The 23,179-nt window shown below is 39.5% G+C and carries 27 protein-coding genes and 2 tRNA genes; 15 read left to right on the top strand and 14 right to left on the bottom strand.

Annotation, left to right across the window (positions count from 1 at the left end; genetic code table 11):
- Positions 1-231 precede the first annotated feature (231 nt).
- The 6 genes from pdxH to C5N92_RS00030 all read right to left on the bottom strand — a co-directional run bounded on the left by pdxH (position 232) and on the right by C5N92_RS00030 (position 3,335).
- A complete protein-coding gene (gene pdxH / locus C5N92_RS00005) occupies positions 232-861 on the bottom strand; it encodes a pyridoxamine 5'-phosphate oxidase (RefSeq protein WP_111748857.1) in 630 nt (209 codons plus the stop codon).
- 8 nt (positions 862-869) lie between these two features.
- On the bottom strand, positions 870-1,133 hold the full coding sequence (gene tusB, locus C5N92_RS00010) for a sulfurtransferase complex subunit TusB (RefSeq protein WP_111748858.1): 264 nt from the start codon (positions 1,131-1,133) through the stop codon (positions 870-872).
- 9 nt (positions 1,134-1,142) lie between these two features.
- Positions 1,143-1,511 (bottom strand): sulfurtransferase complex subunit TusC, encoded by a 369-nt coding sequence (gene tusC, locus C5N92_RS00015; protein WP_111748859.1) that lies wholly within the window; start codon positions 1,509-1,511, stop codon positions 1,143-1,145.
- Position 1,512: 1 nt separating this feature from the next.
- Entirely contained in the window at positions 1,513-1,866 is a 354-nt protein-coding gene (tusD, locus tag C5N92_RS00020) for a sulfurtransferase complex subunit TusD (RefSeq protein ID WP_111748860.1), read from the bottom strand.
- Complete coding sequence (locus C5N92_RS00025) at positions 1,866-2,522, bottom strand: helix-turn-helix transcriptional regulator (protein ID WP_111748861.1); 657 nt, start codon at positions 2,520-2,522, stop codon at positions 1,866-1,868. Before C5N92_RS00025 ends, tusD begins: the two co-directional genes overlap by 1 nt.
- 96 nt (positions 2,523-2,618) lie before the next feature.
- Positions 2,619-3,335, bottom strand: coding sequence for an FKBP-type peptidyl-prolyl cis-trans isomerase (locus C5N92_RS00030; RefSeq protein ID WP_111748862.1), 717 nt, complete (start codon positions 3,333-3,335; stop codon positions 2,619-2,621).
- A 93-nt stretch (positions 3,336-3,428) separates the two neighbouring features.
- On the opposite strand from C5N92_RS00030, the gene C5N92_RS00035 reads away from it, so the two are divergent.
- From C5N92_RS00035 to C5N92_RS00075, 9 genes are all read left to right on the top strand, one after another.
- Positions 3,429-3,653, top strand: a complete 225-nt coding sequence (locus tag C5N92_RS00035; RefSeq protein ID WP_111748863.1) for a SlyX family protein — start codon at positions 3,429-3,431, stop codon at positions 3,651-3,653.
- Between the two features lie 39 nt (positions 3,654-3,692).
- The gene (locus tag C5N92_RS00040) at positions 3,693-4,349 is read left to right on the top strand and encodes a thioredoxin domain-containing protein (protein WP_111748864.1); all 657 of its coding nucleotides are present in this window, start codon (positions 3,693-3,695) and stop codon (positions 4,347-4,349) included.
- Positions 4,349-5,041 carry a 5'-methylthioadenosine/S-adenosylhomocysteine nucleosidase gene (mtnN, locus tag C5N92_RS00045; RefSeq protein WP_111748865.1) on the top strand — a complete coding sequence of 231 codons (693 nt, stop codon included), beginning with the start codon at positions 4,349-4,351 and terminating at the stop codon, positions 5,039-5,041. The genes C5N92_RS00040 and mtnN overlap by 1 nt, the downstream gene beginning before the upstream one ends.
- A gap of 174 nt (positions 5,042-5,215) precedes the next feature.
- Positions 5,216-6,547 carry a 30S ribosomal protein S12 methylthiotransferase RimO gene (gene rimO / locus C5N92_RS00050; RefSeq protein ID WP_111748866.1) on the top strand — a complete coding sequence of 444 codons (1,332 nt, stop codon included), beginning with the start codon at positions 5,216-5,218 and terminating at the stop codon, positions 6,545-6,547.
- A gap of 17 nt (positions 6,548-6,564) precedes the next feature.
- On the top strand, positions 6,565-8,598 hold the full coding sequence (locus tag C5N92_RS00055; protein WP_111748867.1) for a UDP-glucose:protein N-beta-glucosyltransferase: 2,034 nt from the start codon (positions 6,565-6,567) through the stop codon (positions 8,596-8,598).
- 168 nt (positions 8,599-8,766) lie between these two features.
- On the top strand, positions 8,767-8,970 hold the full coding sequence (locus C5N92_RS00060) for a glycine zipper 2TM domain-containing protein (protein ID WP_111748868.1): 204 nt from the start codon (positions 8,767-8,769) through the stop codon (positions 8,968-8,970).
- 109 nt (positions 8,971-9,079) lie between these two features.
- Entirely contained in the window at positions 9,080-9,190 is a 111-nt protein-coding gene (gene lptM, locus C5N92_RS00065) for an LPS translocon maturation chaperone LptM (protein WP_111748869.1), read from the top strand.
- 65 nt (positions 9,191-9,255) lie between these two features.
- Entirely contained in the window at positions 9,256-10,506 is a 1,251-nt protein-coding gene (lysA, locus tag C5N92_RS00070) for a diaminopimelate decarboxylase (protein ID WP_111748870.1), read from the top strand.
- Between the two features lie 182 nt (positions 10,507-10,688).
- Entirely contained in the window at positions 10,689-11,306 is a 618-nt protein-coding gene (locus C5N92_RS00075) for a glutathione S-transferase family protein (RefSeq protein WP_111748871.1), read from the top strand.
- 75 nt (positions 11,307-11,381) lie between these two features.
- Here C5N92_RS00075 and C5N92_RS00080 read toward each other — a convergent pair whose 3' ends face one another.
- The 5 genes from C5N92_RS00080 to sfsA all read right to left on the bottom strand — a co-directional run bounded on the left by C5N92_RS00080 (position 11,382) and on the right by sfsA (position 16,120).
- On the bottom strand, positions 11,382-12,599 hold the full coding sequence (locus C5N92_RS00080; protein ID WP_111748872.1) for an aromatic amino acid transporter: 1,218 nt from the start codon (positions 12,597-12,599) through the stop codon (positions 11,382-11,384).
- A 47-nt stretch (positions 12,600-12,646) separates the two neighbouring features.
- Entirely contained in the window at positions 12,647-14,065 is a 1,419-nt protein-coding gene (tnaA, locus tag C5N92_RS00085; RefSeq protein WP_111748873.1) for a tryptophanase, read from the bottom strand.
- Between the two features lie 68 nt (positions 14,066-14,133).
- Positions 14,134-14,220 (bottom strand): tryptophanase leader peptide, encoded by an 87-nt coding sequence (gene tnaC / locus C5N92_RS11455; RefSeq protein WP_111748874.1) that lies wholly within the window; start codon positions 14,218-14,220, stop codon positions 14,134-14,136.
- Between the two features lie 213 nt (positions 14,221-14,433).
- Positions 14,434-15,282 carry a patatin-like phospholipase family protein gene (locus C5N92_RS00095; protein ID WP_111748875.1) on the bottom strand — a complete coding sequence of 283 codons (849 nt, stop codon included), beginning with the start codon at positions 15,280-15,282 and terminating at the stop codon, positions 14,434-14,436.
- A gap of 109 nt (positions 15,283-15,391) precedes the next feature.
- Positions 15,392-16,120 carry a DNA/RNA nuclease SfsA gene (gene sfsA / locus C5N92_RS00100; protein ID WP_111748876.1) on the bottom strand — a complete coding sequence of 243 codons (729 nt, stop codon included), beginning with the start codon at positions 16,118-16,120 and terminating at the stop codon, positions 15,392-15,394.
- Between the two features lie 220 nt (positions 16,121-16,340).
- On the opposite strand from sfsA, the gene mutY reads away from it, so the two are divergent.
- From mutY to C5N92_RS00125, 5 genes are all read left to right on the top strand, one after another.
- Positions 16,341-17,486: an A/G-specific adenine glycosylase gene (gene mutY / locus C5N92_RS00105; protein WP_111748877.1), complete on the top strand. Its 1,146-nt coding sequence runs from the start codon at positions 16,341-16,343 to the stop codon at positions 17,484-17,486.
- Complete coding sequence (locus C5N92_RS00110; protein ID WP_111748878.1) at positions 17,476-17,751, top strand: oxidative damage protection protein; 276 nt, start codon at positions 17,476-17,478, stop codon at positions 17,749-17,751. Before mutY ends, C5N92_RS00110 begins: the two co-directional genes overlap by 11 nt.
- A gap of 12 nt (positions 17,752-17,763) precedes the next feature.
- Positions 17,764-18,855 (top strand): membrane-bound lytic murein transglycosylase MltC, encoded by a 1,092-nt coding sequence (gene mltC / locus C5N92_RS00115; protein WP_111748879.1) that lies wholly within the window; start codon positions 17,764-17,766, stop codon positions 18,853-18,855.
- A 123-nt stretch (positions 18,856-18,978) separates the two neighbouring features.
- A tRNA-Phe gene (locus tag C5N92_RS00120) sits at positions 18,979-19,054 on the top strand.
- Between the two features lie 20 nt (positions 19,055-19,074).
- A tRNA-Asn gene (locus tag C5N92_RS00125) sits at positions 19,075-19,150 on the top strand.
- 328 nt (positions 19,151-19,478) lie between these two features.
- Here C5N92_RS00125 and dapF read toward each other — a convergent pair.
- Positions 19,479-20,303, bottom strand: a complete 825-nt coding sequence (gene dapF, locus C5N92_RS00130; RefSeq protein ID WP_111748880.1) for a diaminopimelate epimerase — start codon at positions 20,301-20,303, stop codon at positions 19,479-19,481.
- Positions 20,304-20,460: 157 nt separating this feature from the next.
- Here dapF and C5N92_RS00135 point away from each other — a divergent pair, with 157 nt between their 5' ends.
- Positions 20,461-21,783, top strand: coding sequence for an anaerobic C4-dicarboxylate transporter (locus tag C5N92_RS00135; RefSeq protein WP_111748881.1), 1,323 nt, complete (start codon positions 20,461-20,463; stop codon positions 21,781-21,783).
- Between the two features lie 44 nt (positions 21,784-21,827).
- Here the strand turns inward: C5N92_RS00135 and C5N92_RS00140 are convergent, their stop codons facing one another.
- Positions 21,828-22,370 carry an RBBP9/YdeN family alpha/beta hydrolase gene (locus tag C5N92_RS00140; protein WP_111748882.1) on the bottom strand — a complete coding sequence of 181 codons (543 nt, stop codon included), beginning with the start codon at positions 22,368-22,370 and terminating at the stop codon, positions 21,828-21,830.
- 96 nt (positions 22,371-22,466) lie between these two features.
- A complete protein-coding gene (locus C5N92_RS00145) occupies positions 22,467-23,147 on the bottom strand; it encodes a 3-keto-L-gulonate-6-phosphate decarboxylase UlaD (protein ID WP_111748883.1) in 681 nt (226 codons plus the stop codon).
- Positions 23,148-23,179 lie beyond the last annotated feature (32 nt).

Below are 23,179 nucleotides of genomic sequence, written 5' to 3' on the forward strand. Positions count from 1 at the left end.
TCAGAAGTGAAACGCAGTAACGCCGATGGTAGTGTGGGGTTTCCCCATGTGAGAGTAGGGCACCATCAGGGTTTTATACCAAAGAAAACCGCAAGTTAGAGATAGCTTGCGGTTTTTTGCGTTTGGGGATGGGGAAACATAGTAGACGAAAAGCAAAAAGGTGGGTAGACAAGCAGGGAGATTGGGGAAAGGTTTTACAAATGATGGAAAATTTCTGACCGCTTGTCTTGATTAAGGGGCTAAACGTGTTTTTACCCACTGCCCTTGCTCTAAACTATAGCAGATCCTGTCGTGTAATCGGCTGGGTCTGCCTTGCCAAAATTCGATATAGTCGGGGATTACCACATAACCGCCCCAGTGGTTTGGGCGTGGAACGTGCAGGGGATATTGCAACGTAAATTTTGCCGCTCTTGCCAGTAGGATTTGTTTGGAAGCTATAATTTTGCTCTGTTCGCTTGCCCAAGCACCGATACGGCTGGTGTAAGGGCGAGATTGGAAATAGTCGTCAGATGCTTGTTCGCTAATCGGGGAAATTTTGCCTTCAATTCGAACTTGTCGTTCTAATTCCGCCCAAAAGAACGTAAGTGCTACATAAGGAGTTTCAGCGATAGCTTGCCCCTTACGGCTACGGTAGTTGGTAAAGAAAACAAAGCCTTGCTCATTTAACTCTTTGAGTAGTACCATTCTGCTTGACGGTTTGCCATTTTGCACAGTGGCGATATTCATTGCAGTCGGCTCATTGACTTGAGCTTGCATTGCTTCGTTAAGCCATTTTTGAAACTGTTCCAACGGATTTGCGGCACAATCAGCTTTCGATAAAGCCTGTTTGCTGTACTCTTCTCGAATATGATGTAAATCCATTTTGCCCCCTAAAACGCAAGTTGCGGAAAATGCTGTTCGCTTAATTTAACAAATTCACTTAAGGAAATCATCGGAAAGCTCACAGACAACGCCCGAGCCACCACGTCATTTTGAAGTACAAATACTCGCTTTGTTGCAAAAAGTTGTGGCGATTTCACCGCTTGTAACACACCATCTTGCCATAACACCACCACATCATCATCGGTGATATTATCTAAAATAGCATTAAGCGATTGGCTGTCGTATTGGGCTTTGGAAAAGGTGTAGAGCATTGATATTCCTTAGAAAGTCAGCACTTTCTCTGCCTGTCGAAGTGTGTCGAAAATTTCATTTCGGCTTACAAAATTCAAATCAGATAAGATCCATTGACTATTGTTTAAATTCCGTTCGTCTATAGATTGTTGGCAAACAAAACATTCACTTAAGTCGTAGAGATCGAGCAGTTTAAAGGTAGATATATGATCTTTTTGCAAAATTGTGTCGGGCTGCTGGTTGGCAACCAAGTTAAATACGCCATCATTAAGAAAGGCGATAGCCATTTCATCTTCGTTGCAAAAGGCACTGGCAGCAAGTAACGCATCAAGCCCCTCACGACTGGTTGCCGTGCCAAATGGGGCTTGGGTAAAGAGAATAGCGACTTTGTATTTCATCTTAAAAGGTCAGTAATCGGTCTGCGGTAAATACGGCTTGGCTAAATTCTCCTAGCCCTGCGAGTGTAAAGCCTTCGGCAAGGTTGGCTTCGACAATGCCTCGTCTTTGTGCGGCGGCAATGCACAGATGTAGCGACAAGCGGTGTGATTGTGCTAAGTTTTTCCAAGCGTTGAGCAAATGAAATTCGTCATTGGCTGGATCTACCCATTTGTTCGCATTGCTCACGCCGTCTTGGAAAAAGAAAATCTGCTCAATGATATGCCCTTGAGCCAGTAATTCTTGTGCGACTTGATAGGCAAGATACGCCCCTTGTGAGCCGTAAATGCCTTGTTTGATCGCTAACACATATCGCATTATTCACCGTCCTGTTTGAGCTGGCGAATGTAGAGATAGACGGTGTGGCGTGAAATATCTAGCCTGTCCGCCACTTGATTAATCGCATCTTTAATATCAAAAATGCCCTTTTCGAATAATGCCGTCACAATATGGCGATTTTTATTGCTGTTGGAGACATTGCGATCGTTTTGGATCTCTTCAATGGTATTTTCAATGGTTTGCGATACCAAATCTTCTACGGAACTTGCAAAATTAACCGATCCTTCCGTCTCTTGTGGAGCAATAAAACTACTTAGAAACTGCGACACTGGCACATCAAGGTTGATGTTGATACAAATTAAGCCGATCACATGCTGTTTACCGTTGCGAATGGCAATGGTGATCGACTTCATCAAAACACCGCCTTTGGCACGGGTAAAATAGGGTTTTGAGACGCTGTCTGTTTGCATATGGTGCAAAGACCACAAGGCACGGTCGGTAATAGGTGAGCCGATTTTTCGGTCGGTATTATGCCCATTGACGATATAAATTGCCGAATGTTCTAAAAACTCAAGGGAATGCAACACGATTTCGCAATGCTCACCGATTAAGGCAGCAATGCCATCGACCACAGGGAAGTAAGATGCCAAAATGGCGTGATCTTCATCAGACAGGGGGTTAAATGTTGAACTCATATTGGTTGTCGTTTCAAACAACGTAGGGATACACTGCGTGTGTCCGTATTTTCAACGGACGCCAAGCGTGGCGTCCCTACATTTTTCGTTTATTGACTATTTCGCTGCTTTAAAATCTAACAATTCAATTTCAAATTTTAAGGTTGAATTTGAAGGAATTTTACCTGCTTTACGATCGCCATAAGCTAATTGTGGTGGTGCAACGATTTCCATTTTGCCACCTTTTTTTAACATCGGGATTGCTTCAATCCATGCAGGAATTAATTGATTTAATTGGAATTCAATTGGTTCACCACGGTCGTAAGAGCTGTCGAATACGGTACCATCTGGTAATGTGCCTTTATAGTGAACTTTGACAGTATCGGTCTCTTTTGGTGATTCGCCTTCGCCGACTTTCTCAATTTTGTAGAGTAAGCCAGATGCAGTTTTCTTCACGCCATCTTTTTTCTCATATTCCGCACGGAATTTATCACCAAGCTCTGTCGTTACTTTACTTTTCTCAGCTTGGATTTTAGTTTCTTGTTCCATTAAATAGCTATCAAGTTCTTTTAGCTGTTTTTGTAAATCTTCATCGGTTAATTTACCTGTTTTTTTCAAGGTATCTTGTACACCGGCTAAAATACGATCTTGATTATAAGAGAAAATATCCTTTTGAGATGTAATCACATCTTCAATATTTTTCCCCATTAATACACCCACGGCATAAGATGAATCATCAATAAATTTAGTATCCGCTTTTTCTGCGAAACTTACTTGTGCAGTAAAAAGTGCTGCACTGATCACCGCTAAAGTGGAGAGTTTGTTTTTTAACATAGCTTTTCCTTGTAAAAGTCATTAAATAGTTTGTTAAAACAAAGGTAGATAGGGTAAAGTGTATTTCTCTTTAACACAACCTTTTATTTTAAAATGCAGGCAGATCTCAATAAAATCTTGACCTATGTCACTGAGTTAGAAACTAAAATTGCTTTCCAAGAACATACCATTGAAACGCTAAATCAAGCGGTCATCGATCAACAATTTGCTTTGGATAAGCTTCAACAACAAGTTCGTCATTTAGCTGAAAAATTACAAGGTATACAACCAAGTAATATTGCGAGTCGTTCAGAAGAAACGCCACCGCCACACTATTAGAACCAATATTGTGAATTTTGTTCAATTGAGAAATAACATATGAAAATTAAACAAAAATTATTTTGCTTAATTAGTTTAGTTGCATTTTCTAGTGTGCTTTTTGCACAAGAAACATCAAAAGAACCTTTATTTAAGGATGGTAAAGGCTATTATTCTTACAAATCGCCACTCAAAATAACGTTGCCTAATGATGGAAAAGTATTAATCACATATTTTTATCAATATGGTTGCCAAGTTTGCTTAGATGGTGATGATTATATTAAACAATATGTTGCAAGAAATTCTGATAAAGTTGTTTTAGAAAGAATAGCCGTGCCGAGTGATGAAAGTAAGATTTCAATGGGGCTGAATGCTATTTTTGAAGTTTTAGGTCGTCCAGAGCTGAGTGATTTATATTTATTTGATAGCGCTTATAAAGATCAGCTGATAAAAAATGATCAAGAGATAAGGAAATGGTTAGTTACTCACCATATTTCTTTAGAAGAAATTGAGAAAGTTAGGCAATCAGTAGCTTATAAGCAGAAATTGATAGAAAATAGGCATGTTATTTCACTTTATACGCCATCTATGATTCCTATGGCGGTATTAAATGGTAAATATATATTATTAAAAAATACGCTATACAATGATGATTATACTTTTGCAGTATTAGATTTTTTAGTGGATAAATTACATAAAGAACAGGAGAAAAAATAATGAAAATCGGGATTATTGGTGCAATGGCACAAGAAGTAAAAATTCTATTAGGGTATATGACTGAGCCTAAATTGACGGAAATTGCAGGCTGTAAAATTTATGAAGGTAAAATTAATAATCTACAGGTTGCATTATTACAATCAGGTATTGGTAAAACGGCTGCGGCTATTGGAACAACATTGCTATTACAGTTAACTAAACCAGATATGATCATCAATACGGGGTCTGCTGGAGGATTAGATGTCAATTTAAACGTTGGAGATATTGTTATTTCAAGTGAAGTACGTCATCACGATGTTGATGTCACTGCATTTGGCTATGAAAAAGGTCAGTTACCAGCAAATCCAGCCGCATTTATTGCAAATGAGCAACTTATTCAAATAGCAGCCAAAGAAGTTCAGAAAGCAAATTTTAACAGTATCGTTGGATTAATCTGTAGTGGAGATCTGTTTGTCAACGGTAAAGAAAAAATAGATATGATTCGCCATGATTTTCCTGCGGTAAAAGCCGTTGAAATGGAAGCTGCCTCTATTGCACAAGTTTGTTATGCGTTTAATATTCCTTTTGTCGTTGTACGTGCTATTTCAGATGTGGCAGATAAAGAATCACATCTCTCTTTTGATGAATTTCTACCATTGGCTGCAGAAAAATCATCAGAAATTGTGTTAGCTATGCTGAATAATTTTAGTTAATTGTTTAAATAAGGGGTTATTTTATGAAAATTTTTGCAAAATTTTACGATAAAGTAACCGCTTGTTATCGAAATTTGTTTTCAAATTTTGTACAATTCTTCCCCCATTTTGCCTATGTAAATCATAGGCAAATTTTTATTGAATGATTACCTATTATTTTTTATTGAGATTTTTATGAGTTCATCACCAAATATTGGTTTTGTGAGCCTAGGTTGTCCGAAAAACTTAGTCGATTCGGAACGTATTTTAACCGAGCTTCGTTCAGATGGTTATAACATCATCTCGAGTTACGAAGGTGCAGATTTAGTGATTGTAAACACCTGTGGCTTTATTGATAGTGCAGTGCAAGAGTCTTTAGAAAGCATTGGTGAAGCACTTGAAGCAAATGGCAAAGTGATTGTGACAGGCTGTTTAGGTGCAAAAGAAAACCAAATTCGTGAAGTACATCCAAAAGTATTGGAAATTACCGGTCCACATAGTTATGAAGCGGTTATGAAGCACGTTCATAAATATGTACCAAAACCAGAATACAATCCTTATGTCAATTTAGTGCCGAAGCAAGGTGTTAAGCTTACGCCTAAACACTACGCTTATTTGAAAATTTCAGAAGGCTGTGACCATCGTTGTACCTTCTGTATCATTCCATCTATGCGTGGTGATTTAGAGAGCCGTTCGATCGTACAAGTACTTGATGAAGCAAAACGTTTAGTGGACTCAGGGGTAAAAGAGCTGTTAGTTGTATCACAGGATACTTCTGCCTACGCATTAGATAAAAAACGAGAAGAAGGCACAAAAACGGTTTTCTGGAACGGTATGCCGATTAAAAATAATCTCATGACGTTATGTGAGCAATTAGGCTCTATGGGGGCATGGGTGCGTTTACACTATGTTTACCCTTATCCACATGTTGATGATCTTATTCCACTGATGGCGCAAGGCAAAATTTTGCCTTATTTGGATATTCCGCTACAGCATGCGAGTCCAAAAATTTTGAAAGCCATGAAACGCCCTGGTTCTATTGAACGTACATTAGAAAGAATTAAAAAATGGCGTGAAATTTGCCCTGAACTTACACTTCGTTCGACATTTATTGTGGGTTTCCCTGGAGAAACAGAAGAAGATTTCCAAATGTTGTTGGATTTCTTAAAAGAAGCACAATTAGATCGTGTGGGTTGCTTTAAATTTAGCCCTGTGGATGGTGCAGTGGCAACAGAGATGCAGGATCAAATTCCAGAAGAAATTAAAGAAGAACGTTTCCATCGCTTTATGCAATTACAGCAGCAAATTTCTGCGGAACGTTTACAACAGAAAATTGGTAAAACGTTAACTGTATTGGTCGATGAAATTGATGAAGAAGGCATTATCGGTCGTTCAATGGCAGATGCACCAGAAATTGATGGTGTGGTCTATGTTGATAATGTATCTGATATGGATGTTAAAGTTGGACAATTTATTTCCGTAACTATTACTCATGCAGATGAATATGATCTGTGGGGAACTTGCTGATTTTATAAGGAATCATTATGTCAGAAAATAAACAACCAAGTGTTATTCGTTTTGAGAAAGCTGTTGAAGCTAAAAATTATGAAGAAGCATGTAAAGAACTGTTAGCTATCTTAGGAAAATTAGATAGTAATTTTGGCGGTATTAATGATATTGAATTTGATGTGCCAGATCAAATTGTGAATCTAGAGACGGATCGTACAGTTCTCTTTTGTACGCGTATGGCTGTTGCAATTACGCATCTATTTCAAGATCCAAAATTAGCATTATCAGATGCAGGCGCACAAAGCTTCTTTGGATTCCAACGTTGGATTGCATTGATTTTTGCTTCTTCACCTTATATTAATGCGGATCATATTCTACATACTTATAATAAAGCTGCTGATGGTGATCAAAAGAATGTCGAATTAGAGCCTACAAAAAATGCTTTATTAAAGTTTTGCATTATGTATTTGCCAGAGTCAAATATTAATGTGAGCTTAGATGCTATTTGGAATAGTAACCCAGAGATTTGTGCATCACTTTGTTTTGCTCTGCAATCTCCTCGTTTTATAGGAACGAAAGCGGCATTTGGAAAACGTGGTACTATTTTGCAGTGGTTCCCAGAAAAGTTAGCTCAGATTAGAACACTTAATCAGCTTCCAAGTAGCATTTCTCATGATGTATATATGCATTGTAGCTATGATGTTGCAGCAAATAAGCATAATGTGAAAAAAGCATTAAACCAAGTTATTCGTCGACACCTATTAGATGGTAGATGGGAAGATAGGATTAATGTTAACCATATTGGTTACCGTAATGGTAAACCTGTAATGGTTGTGTTACTGGAGCATTTCCATTCAGCACATTCAATTTATCGTACGCATTCAACATCAATGATTGCTGCTCGTGAACACTTTTATCTTATTGGTTTAGGTGGTACGGCCGTTGATCAGGCTGGACGTAATGTATTTGATGAATTTCATATTGTTCCTGGAAATAATATTTTTGAAAAATTGCATGCAATTAAAACGATCTGTACCGAAAATGGTGCAGCGGTATTTTATATGCCAAGTATTGGTATGGATTTATTGCCTATTTTTGCAAGTAATACACGTTTAGCACCAATTCAAGCGGTTGCTTTAGGTCATCCTGGTACGACACATTCTGATTTCATTGAGTATGTGATCGTGGAAGATGACTATGTCGGATCTGAAGAGTGTTTCAGTGAAACACTATTACGTTTGCCAAAAGATGCTTTGCCTTATGTACCATCTGCCCTTGCGCCTACAAATGTAGAATATCGTTTCCGTGAGAATCCAGAAGTGGTTAATATTGGTATTGCTTCGACTACAATGAAGCTTAATCCATATTTCTTAGAAGCATTAAAAGCGATTCGTGATCGTGCAAAAGTAAAAGTACATTTCCATTTCGCATTGGGTCAATCAAATGGCATTACTCACCCTTATGTTGCACGTTTTATTAAGAGCTATTTAGGTGATGATGCGACAGCACATCCACATTCGCCGTATCATAACTATCTATCAATCCTACATCACTGCGATATGATGGTAAATCCATTCCCATTCGGTAATACTAACGGTATCATTGATATGGTTACTTTAGGTTTAGTAGGGGTATGTAAAACAGGTCCTGAAGTTCATGAACATATTGATGAAGGCTTATTTAAACGTTTAGGTTTACCGGAATGGTTAATTGCCAATACTGTTGATGAATATGTTGAACGCTCCATTCGTTTGGCTGAAAATCACCAAGAGCGTTTAGCGCTTCGTCGTCACATTATTGAAAACAATGGCTTAAAAACTCTATTTACAGGTGACCCTCGTCCAATGGGGCGTGTGTTCTTAACCAAATTAAAAGAGTGGGCAGATCAAAACAGTGTTGAATTAACCCTATTACCAGAATCTCAAGAGATTATTGAGGGAACTCGTAAAAAGGTCACTGAACCTGTTGCGAAAAAGGCTCCGACTAAAAGAGCAACAACAGCGAGAAAGCCAGCAACGAAAAAAAATTCACCATTAAAAGATGCGGCGGAAAAGCTAAAAAAGAAATAATGATTTCATAGGGTTCATTATCAAAGCACCATAGCAATGTGGTGCTTTTTTTATTAGAAATGGACTAAAAATTGCTCAAATAATCTTCATGCTAAGAACTAATATCAGCTTTTTACGTCTTAGTAGTGCGCTTTGGCGCACTTAGAAAGCAAATTTATGAGGTTTAATATGAAAGCAATGACAAAAGTAATCACTGTATTAGCATTGGCGATTGGCTTATCAGCTTGTCATAATTTAAGTGAATCACAACGTAACACGGCAATTGGTGCAGCGATTGGCGGTGTGGCAGGTAACATGATTGGTAAATCAACAGGGGCGACACTCGGTGGTGCGGCACTTGGTGGTGTTATCGGTAGTCAAGTTGGTAAATAACCCTAAAAGTACTTTTTAAGCCGTTTGAATTTTAGGTTCAAACGGCTTTTTCTTTGCCTCCGATTTTGTTCTAGCGTAAAATCCAAACTTTCCCATTTCGGAGGTAAAGATGAAGAAAATCGTATTGATGCTAGTTATCGCAAGCCTAGGTTTAACAGCTTGTGGCGTAAAAGGCCCACTCTATTTCCCAGAAAAAACAGAACAAACGCAAATACAATAAGCGGTACGATCTTGTAAATTTTTCACAAAATCTCACCGCTTGCAAACACAACTTGGATATTTTAAATGGATCATTTTCACTATAAAAATCAACAACTTTTTGCAGAAGATGTTGCAATTAACGACATCATCGCACAACACGGCACGCCCGCTTATATTTATTCTCGTGCCACATTAGAACGCCATTGGCATGCCTTTGATAACGCCTTTGGCGCACATCCGCATTTAATCTGCTTTGCGGTGAAATCTAACTCCAATATTGCGTTACTCAACATCATGGCTCGTTTAGGTTCTGGCTTTGATATTGTCTCGCAAGGCGAACTTGAACGTGTACTTGCCGCAGGCGGTGAAGCAAGTAAAGTGGTCTTTTCAGGGGTTGCCAAATCACATAGCGAAATCGCACGAGCCTTAGAAGTCGGGATTCGTTGTTTTAACGTGGAATCGGTTTCTGAATTAAAACGCATTAATGAAGTGGCAGGGCAACTCGGCAAAATTGCGCCGATTTCTTTGAGAGTGAATCCAGATGTCGATGCGAAAACACACCCTTATATCTCCACAGGTTTAAAAGAGAATAAATTTGGCGTTAGCGTTAAAGAAGCGCGTGAAGTTTATCGCTTTGCCAAAACCTTACCGAATGTAAAAATCACGGGAATGGATTGCCATATCGGCTCACAGCTCACGGAATTACAGCCGTTTTTAGATGCAACAGATCGCGTGATTGTGTTGATGGAACAGCTAAAAGAAGACGGTATTGAGCTACACCACATTGATTTAGGCGGCGGCTTAGGCGTGACTTATACTGATGAAACTCCTCCACATCCAACAGAATATACAGCGGCATTACTGGATAAACTCAAAGCTTATCCAAATCTTGAAATCATTTTAGAGCCAGGGCGAGCGATTACCGCTAATGCAGGTATTTTAGTCACCAAAGTTGAATATATTAAACAGAATGAAGATCGTCATTTTGCCATTGTGGATACAGGCATGAACGATATGATTCGCCCTGCGCTTTATGAAGCTTATATGCAAATTATTGAAGTAAACCGACCGCTTGCAGCCGAAAAAGCGGTTTATGATGTGGTTGGTCCGATTTGCGAAACCTCAGATTTCCTTGGCAAACAGCGTGAATTAGCTATTTCAGAAGGCGATTTAATCGCCGTTCGTTCTGCAGGGGCTTATGGTGCAACCATGTCATCAACCTACAACTCTCGTCCACAAGCGGTAGAAATTATGGTTGATGGCAACAAGGCTCACTTAATCAAAGCTCGAGCCAGCTTTGAAGAATTATGGCGTTTAGAAAAATTGCTACCGTAAAACCATAATGATTTGGAATATTCCTCTCTCAGCCTTCGGTAGCTCCCCGCAAGCAGGGGGAGCGAATGGTTAGAGATGTTTAAAAAATTTTCCTTCCCCCGTTTACGGGGGAAGGTGCCCGAAGGGCGGAAGAGGGAAAATGTATACCCTCTTAATTATCTTAATCAAATAGGAAACTGGTTATGAAACTTTATTATCTCCCAGGCGCTTGCTCATTCGTTCCTCATACCGCATTAGAATGGATTGGCGAACCTTACGAAGCAGAAGCAGTAAATCACGCAAAAATCAAATCACCTGAATACCTTGCCTTAAACCCACAAGGTGCTGTGCCACTGTTGGTTGATGGTGATTTTGTGTTATCACAAAACATTGCCATTTTAACCTACCTTGATAGCCTTCACCCTGAAGCAAAATTGTTTGGTAGCAATACTGCTCAAGACAAAGCAAAAGCGATGCGTTGGTTATCGTTCTTCAATTCAGATGTGCATAAAGCCTTTGTGCCGCTTTTCCGTGTACCACCTTATGCGCAAGGTAACGACGCTTTAACCGCAGAAATTCGCCAAAATGCGGCTGAAAATGTGTTAAGAATGTTAGAAATTGCTAATGATCACCTTGAACACCACGCTTTCTTTGGTGAGCGTCTTTGTGTTGCAGATATATATCTTTATACGATGTTAGGCTGGTGTAAAAAATTAGGCTTAGATGTAAGCCACTTAACGCATTTTAAATCATTTATTGAACGTGTCGAAGCGGATAAGGCGGTAGATTCGGTACGTGTACAAGAAGGATTAAAATCTTAATCTTATCAAAAGAACAAGCGGTTAGATGACGTATGTATTTTGCAAAAAATATCTCGTATCTGACCGCTTGTTTATTTAGCCTTTAAATATTGGCAACATGTTGAACATTGTTAAGAAGTGGAATGTAGCCACTAGAATTCCAAAGAGAATTAAAGCGACTACCATAAAAGAACCACCACAGGCGATAAATCCTTGCTGGTTCGGGTTTTGTTGGCGGACTTTATAAACCAAAATGGCTGGGATAATACACGTCCAAATGGTTGCTACAGCGCCCGCATAGCCAATCGCTTTTAAGAACCCAAATGGGAATAACACCGATAAAACTAGCGGTGGAAGGAAGGTGACTAGCCAACTTTTTGTTCTGCCTGCTTTGCTGTTCTCAAATTTGAAGAAATCGGCTAAGAAGTCAAATACCCCTAATCCTACACCGATAAAAGATGAAAGAATTGCTGCCATTGAGAAGGCATTTAACGCCTGTTTGATATGTGGTGAATCAATCACGCCACCTAAGGTTTTTAATAACACATCAATGTTACCATCACTGGCAATAATTGGGGCAAATTGGTCTCGAGGTAAGTTACCGAAAATACTTAAGATCCAAACGAGATAGAGAAATAAGGAAATCAAGGTACCATATAAAATGGCTCGAGACGCTTTTTTCTCCTCGCCATAATAGGCTCGCATTGATGAAACAGAGTGGTGATAACCAAAGGATGTGAGAGCGACTGGTAACATCATCATCGCATATTTAGTATATTCCGATGTTTCACTTTTTGCTGTGTCAAATAAGGTATCTAGGCTGATATTGCTGGTTAAGCCAAAAATACTAAAGGTAAAGCTCAATACCATGAATACGATTAAAATCACAGAAATGCGGTCAACAGCTCGAGTGGAATGCCAAACAAAAGCACCAAAAACTAACACAAACAGAATAGATGCAATTTTACTGTCTAGCCCAAGCAGATCTTGCAAAATCAAACCTGATGAGGTGATATAAGCGTAAAGCAAAATTCCACCAACGAAATAGACTGCTAGATTGTTAATCAGATTCACTTGATTTCCTAAAACCGCTTTCGTCACGGTGTTGAATGAAGCGCGAAGATCATACTGTTTATAAGACTCTAACAGCATCCAGCCTGATAAGGTCATCATAATCATGGTGAGTAGCATCACCAAAATTGTCCATATCGTCCAAGCTCCAGCACCTGCACTTGGTAAGCCAAGCATACCTGCACCAACGCAGACGCTCGCAATAATACAAGCACCGCCAAAGACTGAAGGTTGTTTACTCATAATGTTTTCCTTTTTGATAAGGTGGGCATTTACCCACCTTGGCTAAATTAGTCCACTTCTTTCAGTAATGCAGTGAAGTGTCTTAACACTTTTGGCTCATAGCTGAAAGTTAGTCCTTTGATATTATGGATATTTTCTTTCACTTTTTGGAATGCTTCAATAATAAAATCCATATGTGTTTGAGTATAAGTAGCACGTGGAATGGTTAAGCGTAACAATTCTGCAGGGCAAGGCAATTGTTTACCTGTTTTTGGATCACGTCCAAGTAGGAAAGAACCAATTTCTACCGCACGAATGCCGGCGACTTTGTAGAGCTCACAAGCAAGGGCTTGGGCTGGGAACTGTTCTGCGGGAATATGTGGTAATAATTTGCCTGCATCAACGAAAGCAGCGTGTCCGCCAGCTTGCTGGCAAGTAATACCAATAGCTTCTAAACCATCCACCAAATATTGTACTTGGTTAATACGATAGGCAAGCCAATCTTGACGCATACCGTCTTTCAAGCCGACAGCTAAACGCTCCATCGCCCCGCCTTCTAAGCCGCCATAGGTTGGGAAACCTTCTTGCACAACACAAAGCGAGCGACATTCAGTATAGACATCAAAGAAACGTTCGTCTTTAAAGCAGAGTAATCCACCCATTGGCACCATAGCATCTTTTTTCGCCGACATCGCCAACATATCGGCATATTTATAGCTTTCGTAGGTGATTTGTTCGATCGTCCAATCTTTGTAGGCGTCTTCACGTTGTTGGATAAAATAAGCATTTTCGGCAAAGCGAGCAGAGTCCATGACCACTGGAATATCATATTTTTGTGCAATGTTGTACATCCCTTTCATATTCGCAATCGACACGGGCTGCCCGCCTGCTGAGTTGCAAGTAATGGTACAGACAATATAAGGTACATTGTTTGGACCTGCCTCTAAAATGGCTTGCTCTAATTTTTCGAGATCGAAGTTGCCTTTAAAATCGGCTCTTGCACTGGTATCAAAGGCTTCTTTGATGTACGTATTTTTGACAGTACAGCCATTAATTTGGCTATGACCTTGGGTGGTATCAAAGAAATAGTTAGAAATTACCACCATTTTTGAGCGATCTAAGCCTTTTTCTTGCTCCCGTTTTTTAATCAGCACAGGAATGTAAATTTGCTCTGCACCACGTCCTTGGTGGGTTGGAATGGTATATTGATAACCAAAGATCTCTTTAACCGCATTGGCTAAGGCGTGATAACTACGGCTGCCACTATAAGCCTCATCGCCACGCAACATAGCGGCTTGCATATCTTGTGTGACTGCGCCTGTGCCACTATCGGTGAGTAAATCAATAAAAATATCTTCACTATCTAATAAAAACGGATTCATGCCTGCTTTAACAATCGCTTGTTCACGATATTCTCGAGTGGTGCGTTTAACCGGTTCAATCACACGAATGCGGAAAGGTTCTGGTAAATGTTTGAAATTTTGCATAATAAAATCCTTACACCAAAGTTATTTGGTGGCTTAAATGAATAACAAATTGAAATAAAAGAAAAAAGTTAAGCGACAGGATTTAATGGAAAGAAAAAGGAAAGTTTATGATCGAGATTAAACCACCGACTAAGTAAGATTGTAGAGACTCTCATATTAGACTCCTTACAGGACTTATGGAAAAATCTGAGCTACTAAGATGAGTCAAATGGTAACAAAATGAGATGATTTCGTGTAAGTTTTTTTGTGTAAAATGTGAGCATTATCACAAAATATTTTTACATAAATTTTCTTATAACAAGTCTTAATCAAGCGGTTAGTTTCGCTTAAGAATTTGCAAATTTTTAAACATAACTTACCGCTTGTCTTCATATCGTATCAGCCAAATAAGCCTTAAGATTCGCCATTTCCCTTTTCGCATCGGCAACGCCTAAATCATACATCGCCTGAATTTTAACCGGGTCTTTTTCAATTCGTTTAATTGCTAGGGTTTGAGATGGGCGAATCACAAAAATCTTACCTTGTTGTTGCTGTTTAATCACATCTTCCACACAGGCGTTGTAATTGGTATGACGATTATTTAAGGCATCGACTAATTTCGGATATTTACGATAAAACAGTTTACTCAGCCAAGGGCTAGAGGGCGTTTTACGGTAATCAAGTGGACGAGTTAATATCACAATGATTTTATCATAGCCAAGCGCTTGGCATTGCGCTAAAGGAATACTGTCAGCAATACCGCCATCAAGATATTTTTTGCCATTCACTTCTACAATATTTGAAACATAAGGCATTGCCGATGTTGCTCGTAAGGTTTCCATTTGGGCAAAGGGATCGGTAATTTTATGATATTCCGCTTCACCTGTTTCGATATTGGTGAGAGTCGCATAAAAATCAATATTAGCTTGTTTATAAGCTTCGTTATCAAAAGGATCAAGGGTATATGGTATTTCGTAGAAGCCAAAATCTTTGTTTACAATGTTGCCTGTGGTGATAAAGCTTTTAAAACCGAGAAAACGTGGGTCATTAAGGTATTTCAAGTTATAACGCAACACACGCCCAGGTTGTTTTGATGGATAATTCACCCCAAACAACGCCCCCGCGGATACGCTCACAATGCCGTCGATATGAATATGTTCATCCATAAACACATCTAGCACCCCTGCGGTAAATAGCCCTCGCATTGCTCCGCCTTCTAATACTAATCCAATTTTCATTGTGTGACCTTTTTGAAAAATGATATTGCTATTCTAACGGTTTCAGACACTTTTTGAGAGTTTATTTACCAATATTGAGTGAATTTTTGATCGGTGTAGAAAATGATTACTACAACTTATCTAACTTAGCATCAAGAGATATCGCTAATTTCATTTCTATAGGAACTTTTTTATCTATAACCACTTCTGCCTTATACACCAACGTTTTAACGCCTTTTTCTAATGCTTCATTAAACAGCATTGCATATTTTGCATCGATCTGTTTTGCCACTTCAAAGCGTTCAATACCTGTGTGCAAAATCGCAAAGAAAATCACCGCTTGTTGCCCCTGTTGAGCGATTGTGGTGAGTTCTCGCAGATGTTTTTGTCCACGTTCGGTTTTTGCATCAGGGAACATTCCTACGCCATTGTCGGTAAGCAGTGTGGTCGATTTTACTTCCACAAAGCAGTCGCTCAACCCTTGTTGTTTCAGCTGAAAATCAATGCGACTATTTTCTTCGCCATATTTTTGTTCAGGCAAAATAGTGTGATAGTCGGCAAGTTCGGTGATCCATTTGTTTGCTAGAGCTTCAGCAACAAGCTGATTGGCTCGTTGGGTATTGACGCAGATAAAATGCCCTGCTTGCGTTTGGGTGAGTTCCCAAGTGTGAGCATATTTGCGTTTGGGGTTGTCGGAAGTTGAAAACCATACGGTATCACCAGCATTGGCACAGCCTGTCATCGCCCCTGTGTTTGGGCAGTGAACGGTAATTTGTTCGCCGTTTGGCAGTTGAACATCGGCTAAAAAGCGTTTGTAACGTTGGATTAAAATGCCTGATGAGAGTGGTGGGAAGATCATTTGTTTTTTCCGTAAAGTCGTAGGGACACACTGCGTGTGTCCGTTTCATAATTTTTTCTATATTCTTGAAATATATCTATTTTTCGGACACACGCAGTGTGTCCCTACGATCAATGTTTATAATAATGTATTTAAAACAATCGTAAAAATTTTGCAAAATTTTAGCGAAATTTCACCGCTTGCGATACTATGCAACGTTTTTAACGTGTAATGAATTTCTATGAAAAAAGAAAAAAACGAATTCCCTTTGGCTCAATCGTCCGTTGATGCCCCTTTTGCGAAAAGCGTGTTGGCGTGGTATCAGCAGTATGGGCGTAAGCATTTACCGTGGCAGCAGAATAAAACCTTGTATGGTGTGTGGCTGTCGGAAGTGATGTTGCAACAGACGCAGGTGGCGACAGTAATTCCCTATTTTGAGCGGTTTGTGGAGCGGTTTCCGACTGTGGTGGATCTGGCGAATGCGTCCCTTGATGAAGTGTTGCATTTGTGGACGGGGTTGGGCTATTACGCTCGGGCGAGAAATTTGCATAAGGCGGCACAGCAAATTCGTGATGAATTTGGGGGCGAGTTTCCGACCGATTTTGCTGATGTGTTGGCGTTGTCGGGCGTAGGCAGAAGTACCGCTGGGGCGGTTTTATCGTCTGTGTTGAACGCTCCGCACCCAATTTTAGACGGCAATGTGAAACGGGTGCTGTCTCGCTATTTTGCGGTGCAAGGCTGGGCGGGTGAAAAGGCGGTGGAAAATCAGTTGTGGGATCTGACCGCTTCCGTTACGCCAACTTCGCAAGTGGCGGACTTTAATCAGGCGATGATGGATTTGGGGGCGATGATTTGTACTCGCACCAAGCCGAAATGTTCTCTTTGCCCGATTGAAAATCGCTGTCAGGCGAATGCAAAACAGGCGTGGGCGGAATTTCCAGCGAAAAAACCGAAAAAAGCGTTACCTGAAAAGCAGGGCTATTTTTTGATTTTAAAGCAAGGCTCGAAAGTGTTGTTGCAACAGCGTGAAGCCAAAGGTTTGTGGGGCGGGCTTTATGTGTTTCCGCAGTTTGACAGCTTGGACGCTCTCAAGCGGTCGGTTTCGGGTAAAAATGTGCAATTAACCCAACTAATTGCTTTTCGCCACACATTTAGCCATTTTCATTTGGATATTTATCCGATTTTGGCGGAACTTAATTTGCCAGAAAATGCCGAAATCCTACCGCTTGGCGTAGCGGAAAAGCAGGGAAATTATCGTTTGTCTGTATCTTCAACAGCGGATTATTGGTATGATTTAACTCAACCTAGCGAAGTCGGCTTAGCAACGCCGATCAAGCGTATTTTAGATGAATTAACTTTGACATTAGGACAGAAAAATGGCTCGTAACGTATTTTGTGCATATTTAAAACAAGAAGCCGAAGGTTTAGATTTTCAACTTTATCCTGGGGAATTGGGTAAACGTATTTTTGACAATATCAGTAAACAGGCGTGGGCGGAGTGGATTAAAAAACAGACAATGTTGGTCAATGAGAAAAAACTCAATATGATGAACCCTGAACATCGTCAGTTGCTTGAAACGGAAATGGTGAATTTTCTGTTTGAAGGTAAAGATGTACATATTGAAGGTTATGTACCTGTAGATGCAAAATAGTTGAGTTATCGTATGAAATTAAATAAGAAATATATCTCTTTGGCGCTTCTTATTCCTTTTTTGGTTGCTTGTGGTAGTTCAACTACAAAGAAATCGTCCAAAAAAACGCGTCCAGATTATACGAAAGATATTAATGGTCTTGATATTTTAATGGGACAGTTTTCTCGTAATATCGATCAAATTTGGGGGGTTAATGAGTTACTCCAAGCAAGCCAAAAAGATTACGTTAAATATACCGATAAATACTACACACGTAGCCATATTAGTTTTGAAGATGGGCAAATCACGATTGAAACCCTAGGCGATCAAAACCGTTTACGAAACTCAATTATTCACACGCTATTAATGGGATCTGATGCATCTGGAATTGATTTATTTGCATCTGGCGATGTGCCAATTAGTAGTAATCCTTTCTTAGCAGGACAGGTAGTCGATCAATTTGGTCGTTCAGTAACAAATATTGCTATCGCTAATGATTTTGCTACTTATCTATTGCAAAATAAGCTTAAAACTCGTCGTTTACAAAATGGGTATACCGCAACTTATGTGACTATCCCTATGGCGGCAAACCACGTGGAAGTCCGTGCAAGACGCTATTTGCCTATTGCACGTAAGGTTGCTAAACAGTACAACATTGATTTGAGTTTGGTTTTAGGGATTATGGAAGTTGAATCAGCCTTTAACCCTTATGCGGTCAGTTATGCAAATGCAATTGGTTTAATGCAAGTTGTTCCGCGAACTGCGGGGCGTGATATTTTTGCACGTAAAGGTTGGGGTGGGCAGCCAGATCGTGATTATCTCTACAATCCGAGTCAGAACATTGATGCTGGTGTTATGTATTTAGCTATTTTACGTGATGAATATCTTAGCGAGATTACTAACCCAGTATCTAAACGTTATGCGATGATTTCTGCCTATAATAGTGGAGCAGGAGCAGTATTGCGAGTCTTTGATAATGATAAATGGGAAGCGATGGAACGTATTAGCAATTTAGATCCTAGTGCGGTATATCGTATTTTAACAACGGCACATCCATCTTCGCAGGCGAGAAATTATCTTATTAAAGTGAATAAGGCCCAACAGAAATATAAAAATGTGCGCTAACATGTTGTTTTTTAAACAAATTGAATAAAAAGCGATCCATTAAACAGATTTTTTTATTTTTTTGAAAAAAACATTTGACGAACTGAAAGAAAATCAGCATAATGCGCCCCGTAACGACGAGATGCCTCGATAGCTCAGTCGGTAGAGCAGGGGATTGAAAATCCCCGTGTCGGTGGTTCGATTCCGCCTCGAGGCACCATTTAATGTTACAAACTCTTTTCCTCCTTAGTTCAGTCGGTAGAACGGTGGACTGTTAATCCATATGTCGCAGGTTCGAGTCCCGCAGGAGGAGCCATATTCTAAACCCTGATGATAACTCATCAGGGTTTTTTCTTTTCTCACAGTCAGCTAATTAAAATTTTAGCTAAATAAATGTGTTTTGACACAAAATTATAATTTTGTGATCTCGCTCCAATTTTTGAAATTTAGTTGAAATATTCCTTCACTTTTGTAAAGGATTTAGAGTATGATTAGAACACGCAAATAATAATAAAGATTCCTCAATATCGTCTAATTTTATGCGACATTATCTAATCAATAATGTCGCATTTTTTATTTGTAAAATCTTAGATAAAACTTACCGCTTGTGATAAAAATAGTTCAATAACGAGGAAGTTTGTTCGTTATAGTTTAATAAAGCCATCATAAATATGTTCGGCATCACCTGTCATATAAAGTGGATATCCTTCTCCTAGCCATTCAATTTGCAGTGAGCCACCAGGTAAATCTACCCGAACGTTGCTATCTAGCACACCCTGCATAATACCTACAGCTACTGCACCACAAGCACCACTACCACAAGCTTGAGTTTCTCCTGCACCACGTTCAAATACGCGTAATTTAATATGGTTACGATTGATAACTTGCATAAAGCCAATATTGGTTCGTTCAGGGAAGCGTTCGTGGCACTCGAGCAATGCCCCAAGTTCATTCACTTTTGCTGTTTGAATATCATCGACTTGCAATACGCAGTGGGGATTACCCATTGAAACGACACCGCACAATACTGTTTGAAGATCGGTGCGTAAAATGTAGTTTTTCTCAAATTTGTTCGCTGTAAACGGAATTTGAGCGGGTTCCCAAATGGGTTCACCCATATTCACTCGAATTTGACCATCTTCTTTTAGGCTTAATACCATTTTTCCTTTTGCAGTACTTACACCAATATCTTGTTTGTTGGTTAAGCCCTTTAAAGTGACAAAACGAGCAAAACAACGTGCACCATTACCACATTGAGCAACTTCACTTCCATCAGCATTAAAAATTCGATAGTGGAAGTCTAATTCGGGATCGTAAGGAGGCTCTACGAGTAGTAGCTGATCAAAGCCAATACCTCGATGTCTATCAGATAATTTACGAATGATATCTTCTGTTAAATAAACATTTTGTGTAACGCCATCAATGACCATAAAGTCATTGCCTAATCCATGCATTTTTGAGAATTGCATATATTTTCCTATGATTAGAAATTTTTATTGATCTAGATTATAGCGATAATAAATATTTATGCTATATTGCATCCCTTTTTAATAAAAGGGCGAATTATCGCCAGGTAATGCCGCAATATAATGCGGGCTTTTTCGTTAAATTACAATGGAGCAAGTTATGTCTGCAATGTTTCTTATTGAATTTGCCGTTGTATTACTCTGTATTTTAATCGGTGCACGTCTCGGTGGTATTGGTTTAGGGGTAATGGGCGGTTTAGGGTTAGCAGTCTTATCTTTCGGATTTGGCTTAAAACCAGCAGGTCTTCCAATCGATGTGATGTTTATGATTATGGCAGTCGTATCTGCTGCAGCGGCAATGCAAGCAGCAGGTGGTTTAGACTATATGATCAAAATCGCAACTAATATCTTACGTCGTAACCCAAAACATATTACTTTTATCGCACCCGCGGTAACTTGGACATTTACTTTCTTAGCAGGGACAGGCCACGTAGCTTATTCTGTATTACCTGTGATTGCGGAAGTAAGCCGTCACAATGGTATTCGTCCTGAGCGTCCACTCTCTATGGCAGTGATTGCATCACAATTTGCTATTGTGGCAAGCCCTATTGCTGCAGCTGTTGTCTCTGTTGCTGCAATGATTGAGCCACAAGGTTATAGTATTGGTGATATTTTATCTGTGACTATCCCTGCAACGGTATTAGGTATCTTCTGTGCTTGTTTATTTGTAAACAAAATGGGTAAAGAGCTAAAAGATGATCCGAATTATCAGCGTTTATTACAAGATCCTGAATATGTAGCCAGAAATCATGCAGATACGAATCCAACGGATATTAAAATTAGCCCTACAGCGAAAACATCAGTTGGTTTATTCTTATTTGGCGCATTATTAGTCGTCTTTATGGGAACATTTAAAGAGTTACGCCCAGTCTTTGATGGTAAATCAATGGGCATGGCACATACAATTGAAATTGTTATGTTATCTGTGGCTGCGTTAATTATGCTTATCTGTAAACCGAATGGTAATGCAATCACTCAAGGCTCTGTATTCCATGCAGGTATGCGTGCGGTCATTGCCATTTTTGGTATTGCGTGGATGGGTGATACTCTCATGGATGCGCATATGACCGAGGTAAAAGATATGGTGAAAGGGTTAGTTGAGACGGCACCATGGGCATTTGCTTTTGCATTATTTGTATTGTCTGTATTAGTCAATAGCCAAGGCGCAACGGTTGCAACACTATTCCCATTAGGTGTTGCACTTGGTATTCCTGTACCAGTTCTTATCGGGGTATTTGTGGCGGTAAATGGTTACTTCTTCGTACCAAACTATGGTCCAATCATTGCATCTATCGACTTTGATACCACAGGTACAACCAAAATCGGTAAATATATTTTCAACCACAGCTTTATGCTACCAGGCTTGCTCAGTATGATCTTTAGCCTGATTATCGGGTTATTATTAGCTAACGTATTGCTGTAATAGTTATCTGATTTAGCAACAGGCGAGCTTTAAGCTCGCCTTTTTTATGATAATAGCTTTTTCACTAAATCAAGTATAAGTGAAAATTCTATCCATCCTTCTCTATCTAAAAAATGTCCACCTTCTGTTAAACGAATATAGTCCGCTTTTAAGTGCTTTGCGAAGTCATCGCTATATTGATATGGAACAACAGTATCGTTTAATGCAGCAACAACATAAGATTTAAAGGGTAAGCAGCTTGGTGCAACAGCATAACTATTTGAAAAAGAATTAAGTTCAGGTAGGGTATCTAATGGTTGGTAGAAACCAGATACAAATATTGCTCCTTTAGGTTTTAAGAAATGGCGAGCCATAAAGTTAAGCAACGCAATACAACCTAAACTATGACCAATAACAATCGTTTCATCATCAATCACAGTATTTTCTTCCAAATACTTTAACCATTTGTCAGGGTTTGGATTGGCTGAATCAGGCATATTCAAGCGGTGACATTCAATTCCAATTTTCGCTAATTCCTGTTCCAACCATGGAAACCAATGTTTATCTGCAGATGCAGTATAACCATGAACAACATAAACTTTTGGCATAATCTCTCCTTAAATAGACAAGCGGTCTGATTTTGCCATAATTTTGTAAGAAAAGGCAAAGATCAGACCGCTTGTGTTATTTTTTTATATCGCTTATTACGCCCAGTATTTATCAATTTCCGCACGGATTGCTTCGGCAGTGGCTTTGCCTTTTTCGCCGACTAAGGCACGTCCTGCGATGAACGCTTTAGCATTTTTCACTTCTTTGAAAAGGTGAATTTCTTCAGGGACGATACCGCCGGTGATTGATAATTCCAAGCCTTTTGCAGAGAGTTGTTTCATTAACTCAATATCTTCTGCTGTCCAGCCTTTACCAGCGAGTTCTGCATCACGAGAACGGTGGTAAATCGCTTGTTTTACGCCTAAATCTACCCATTCTTGTGCATCTTTTTCAACGGTCCAGTTGCCGTAGATTTCGATTTGGATCTCTTTTTTCACTTTGAGTTCTGGGTGAGCCGCGTTAAATTCATCGGCGACTTTTTTGCAAGCGGCTTTAGTGGCTGGGTGAGCAGCTGCTGATACGGTGAGCCAGTCTGCACCTGCTTCAAATGCCATTTTGGCAAGGATTGCACCACCGTCAGTGGTTTTTAAGTCACAAACGATGATGTGATTTGGGTGTAATGCACGCAAGGTTGAAACGGCTTTCATACCTTCTGCACAAGCAAGAATTGTGCCACATTCAATAATATCGACAACGTCTTCTGCTTGTTTGGCATCAGCAACGGCTTTTTCTAAACTTAAAGAGTCAAGAGCAATTTGGAGAAGTGGTTTTGACATAAATATATTCCTTTTGAAAATGAAAAATAGGG

It is taken from the genome of Glaesserella australis (genome assembly GCF_003260095.1).
In the GTDB taxonomy this organism is placed as follows: Bacteria; Pseudomonadota; Gammaproteobacteria; order Enterobacterales; family Pasteurellaceae; genus Glaesserella; species Glaesserella australis.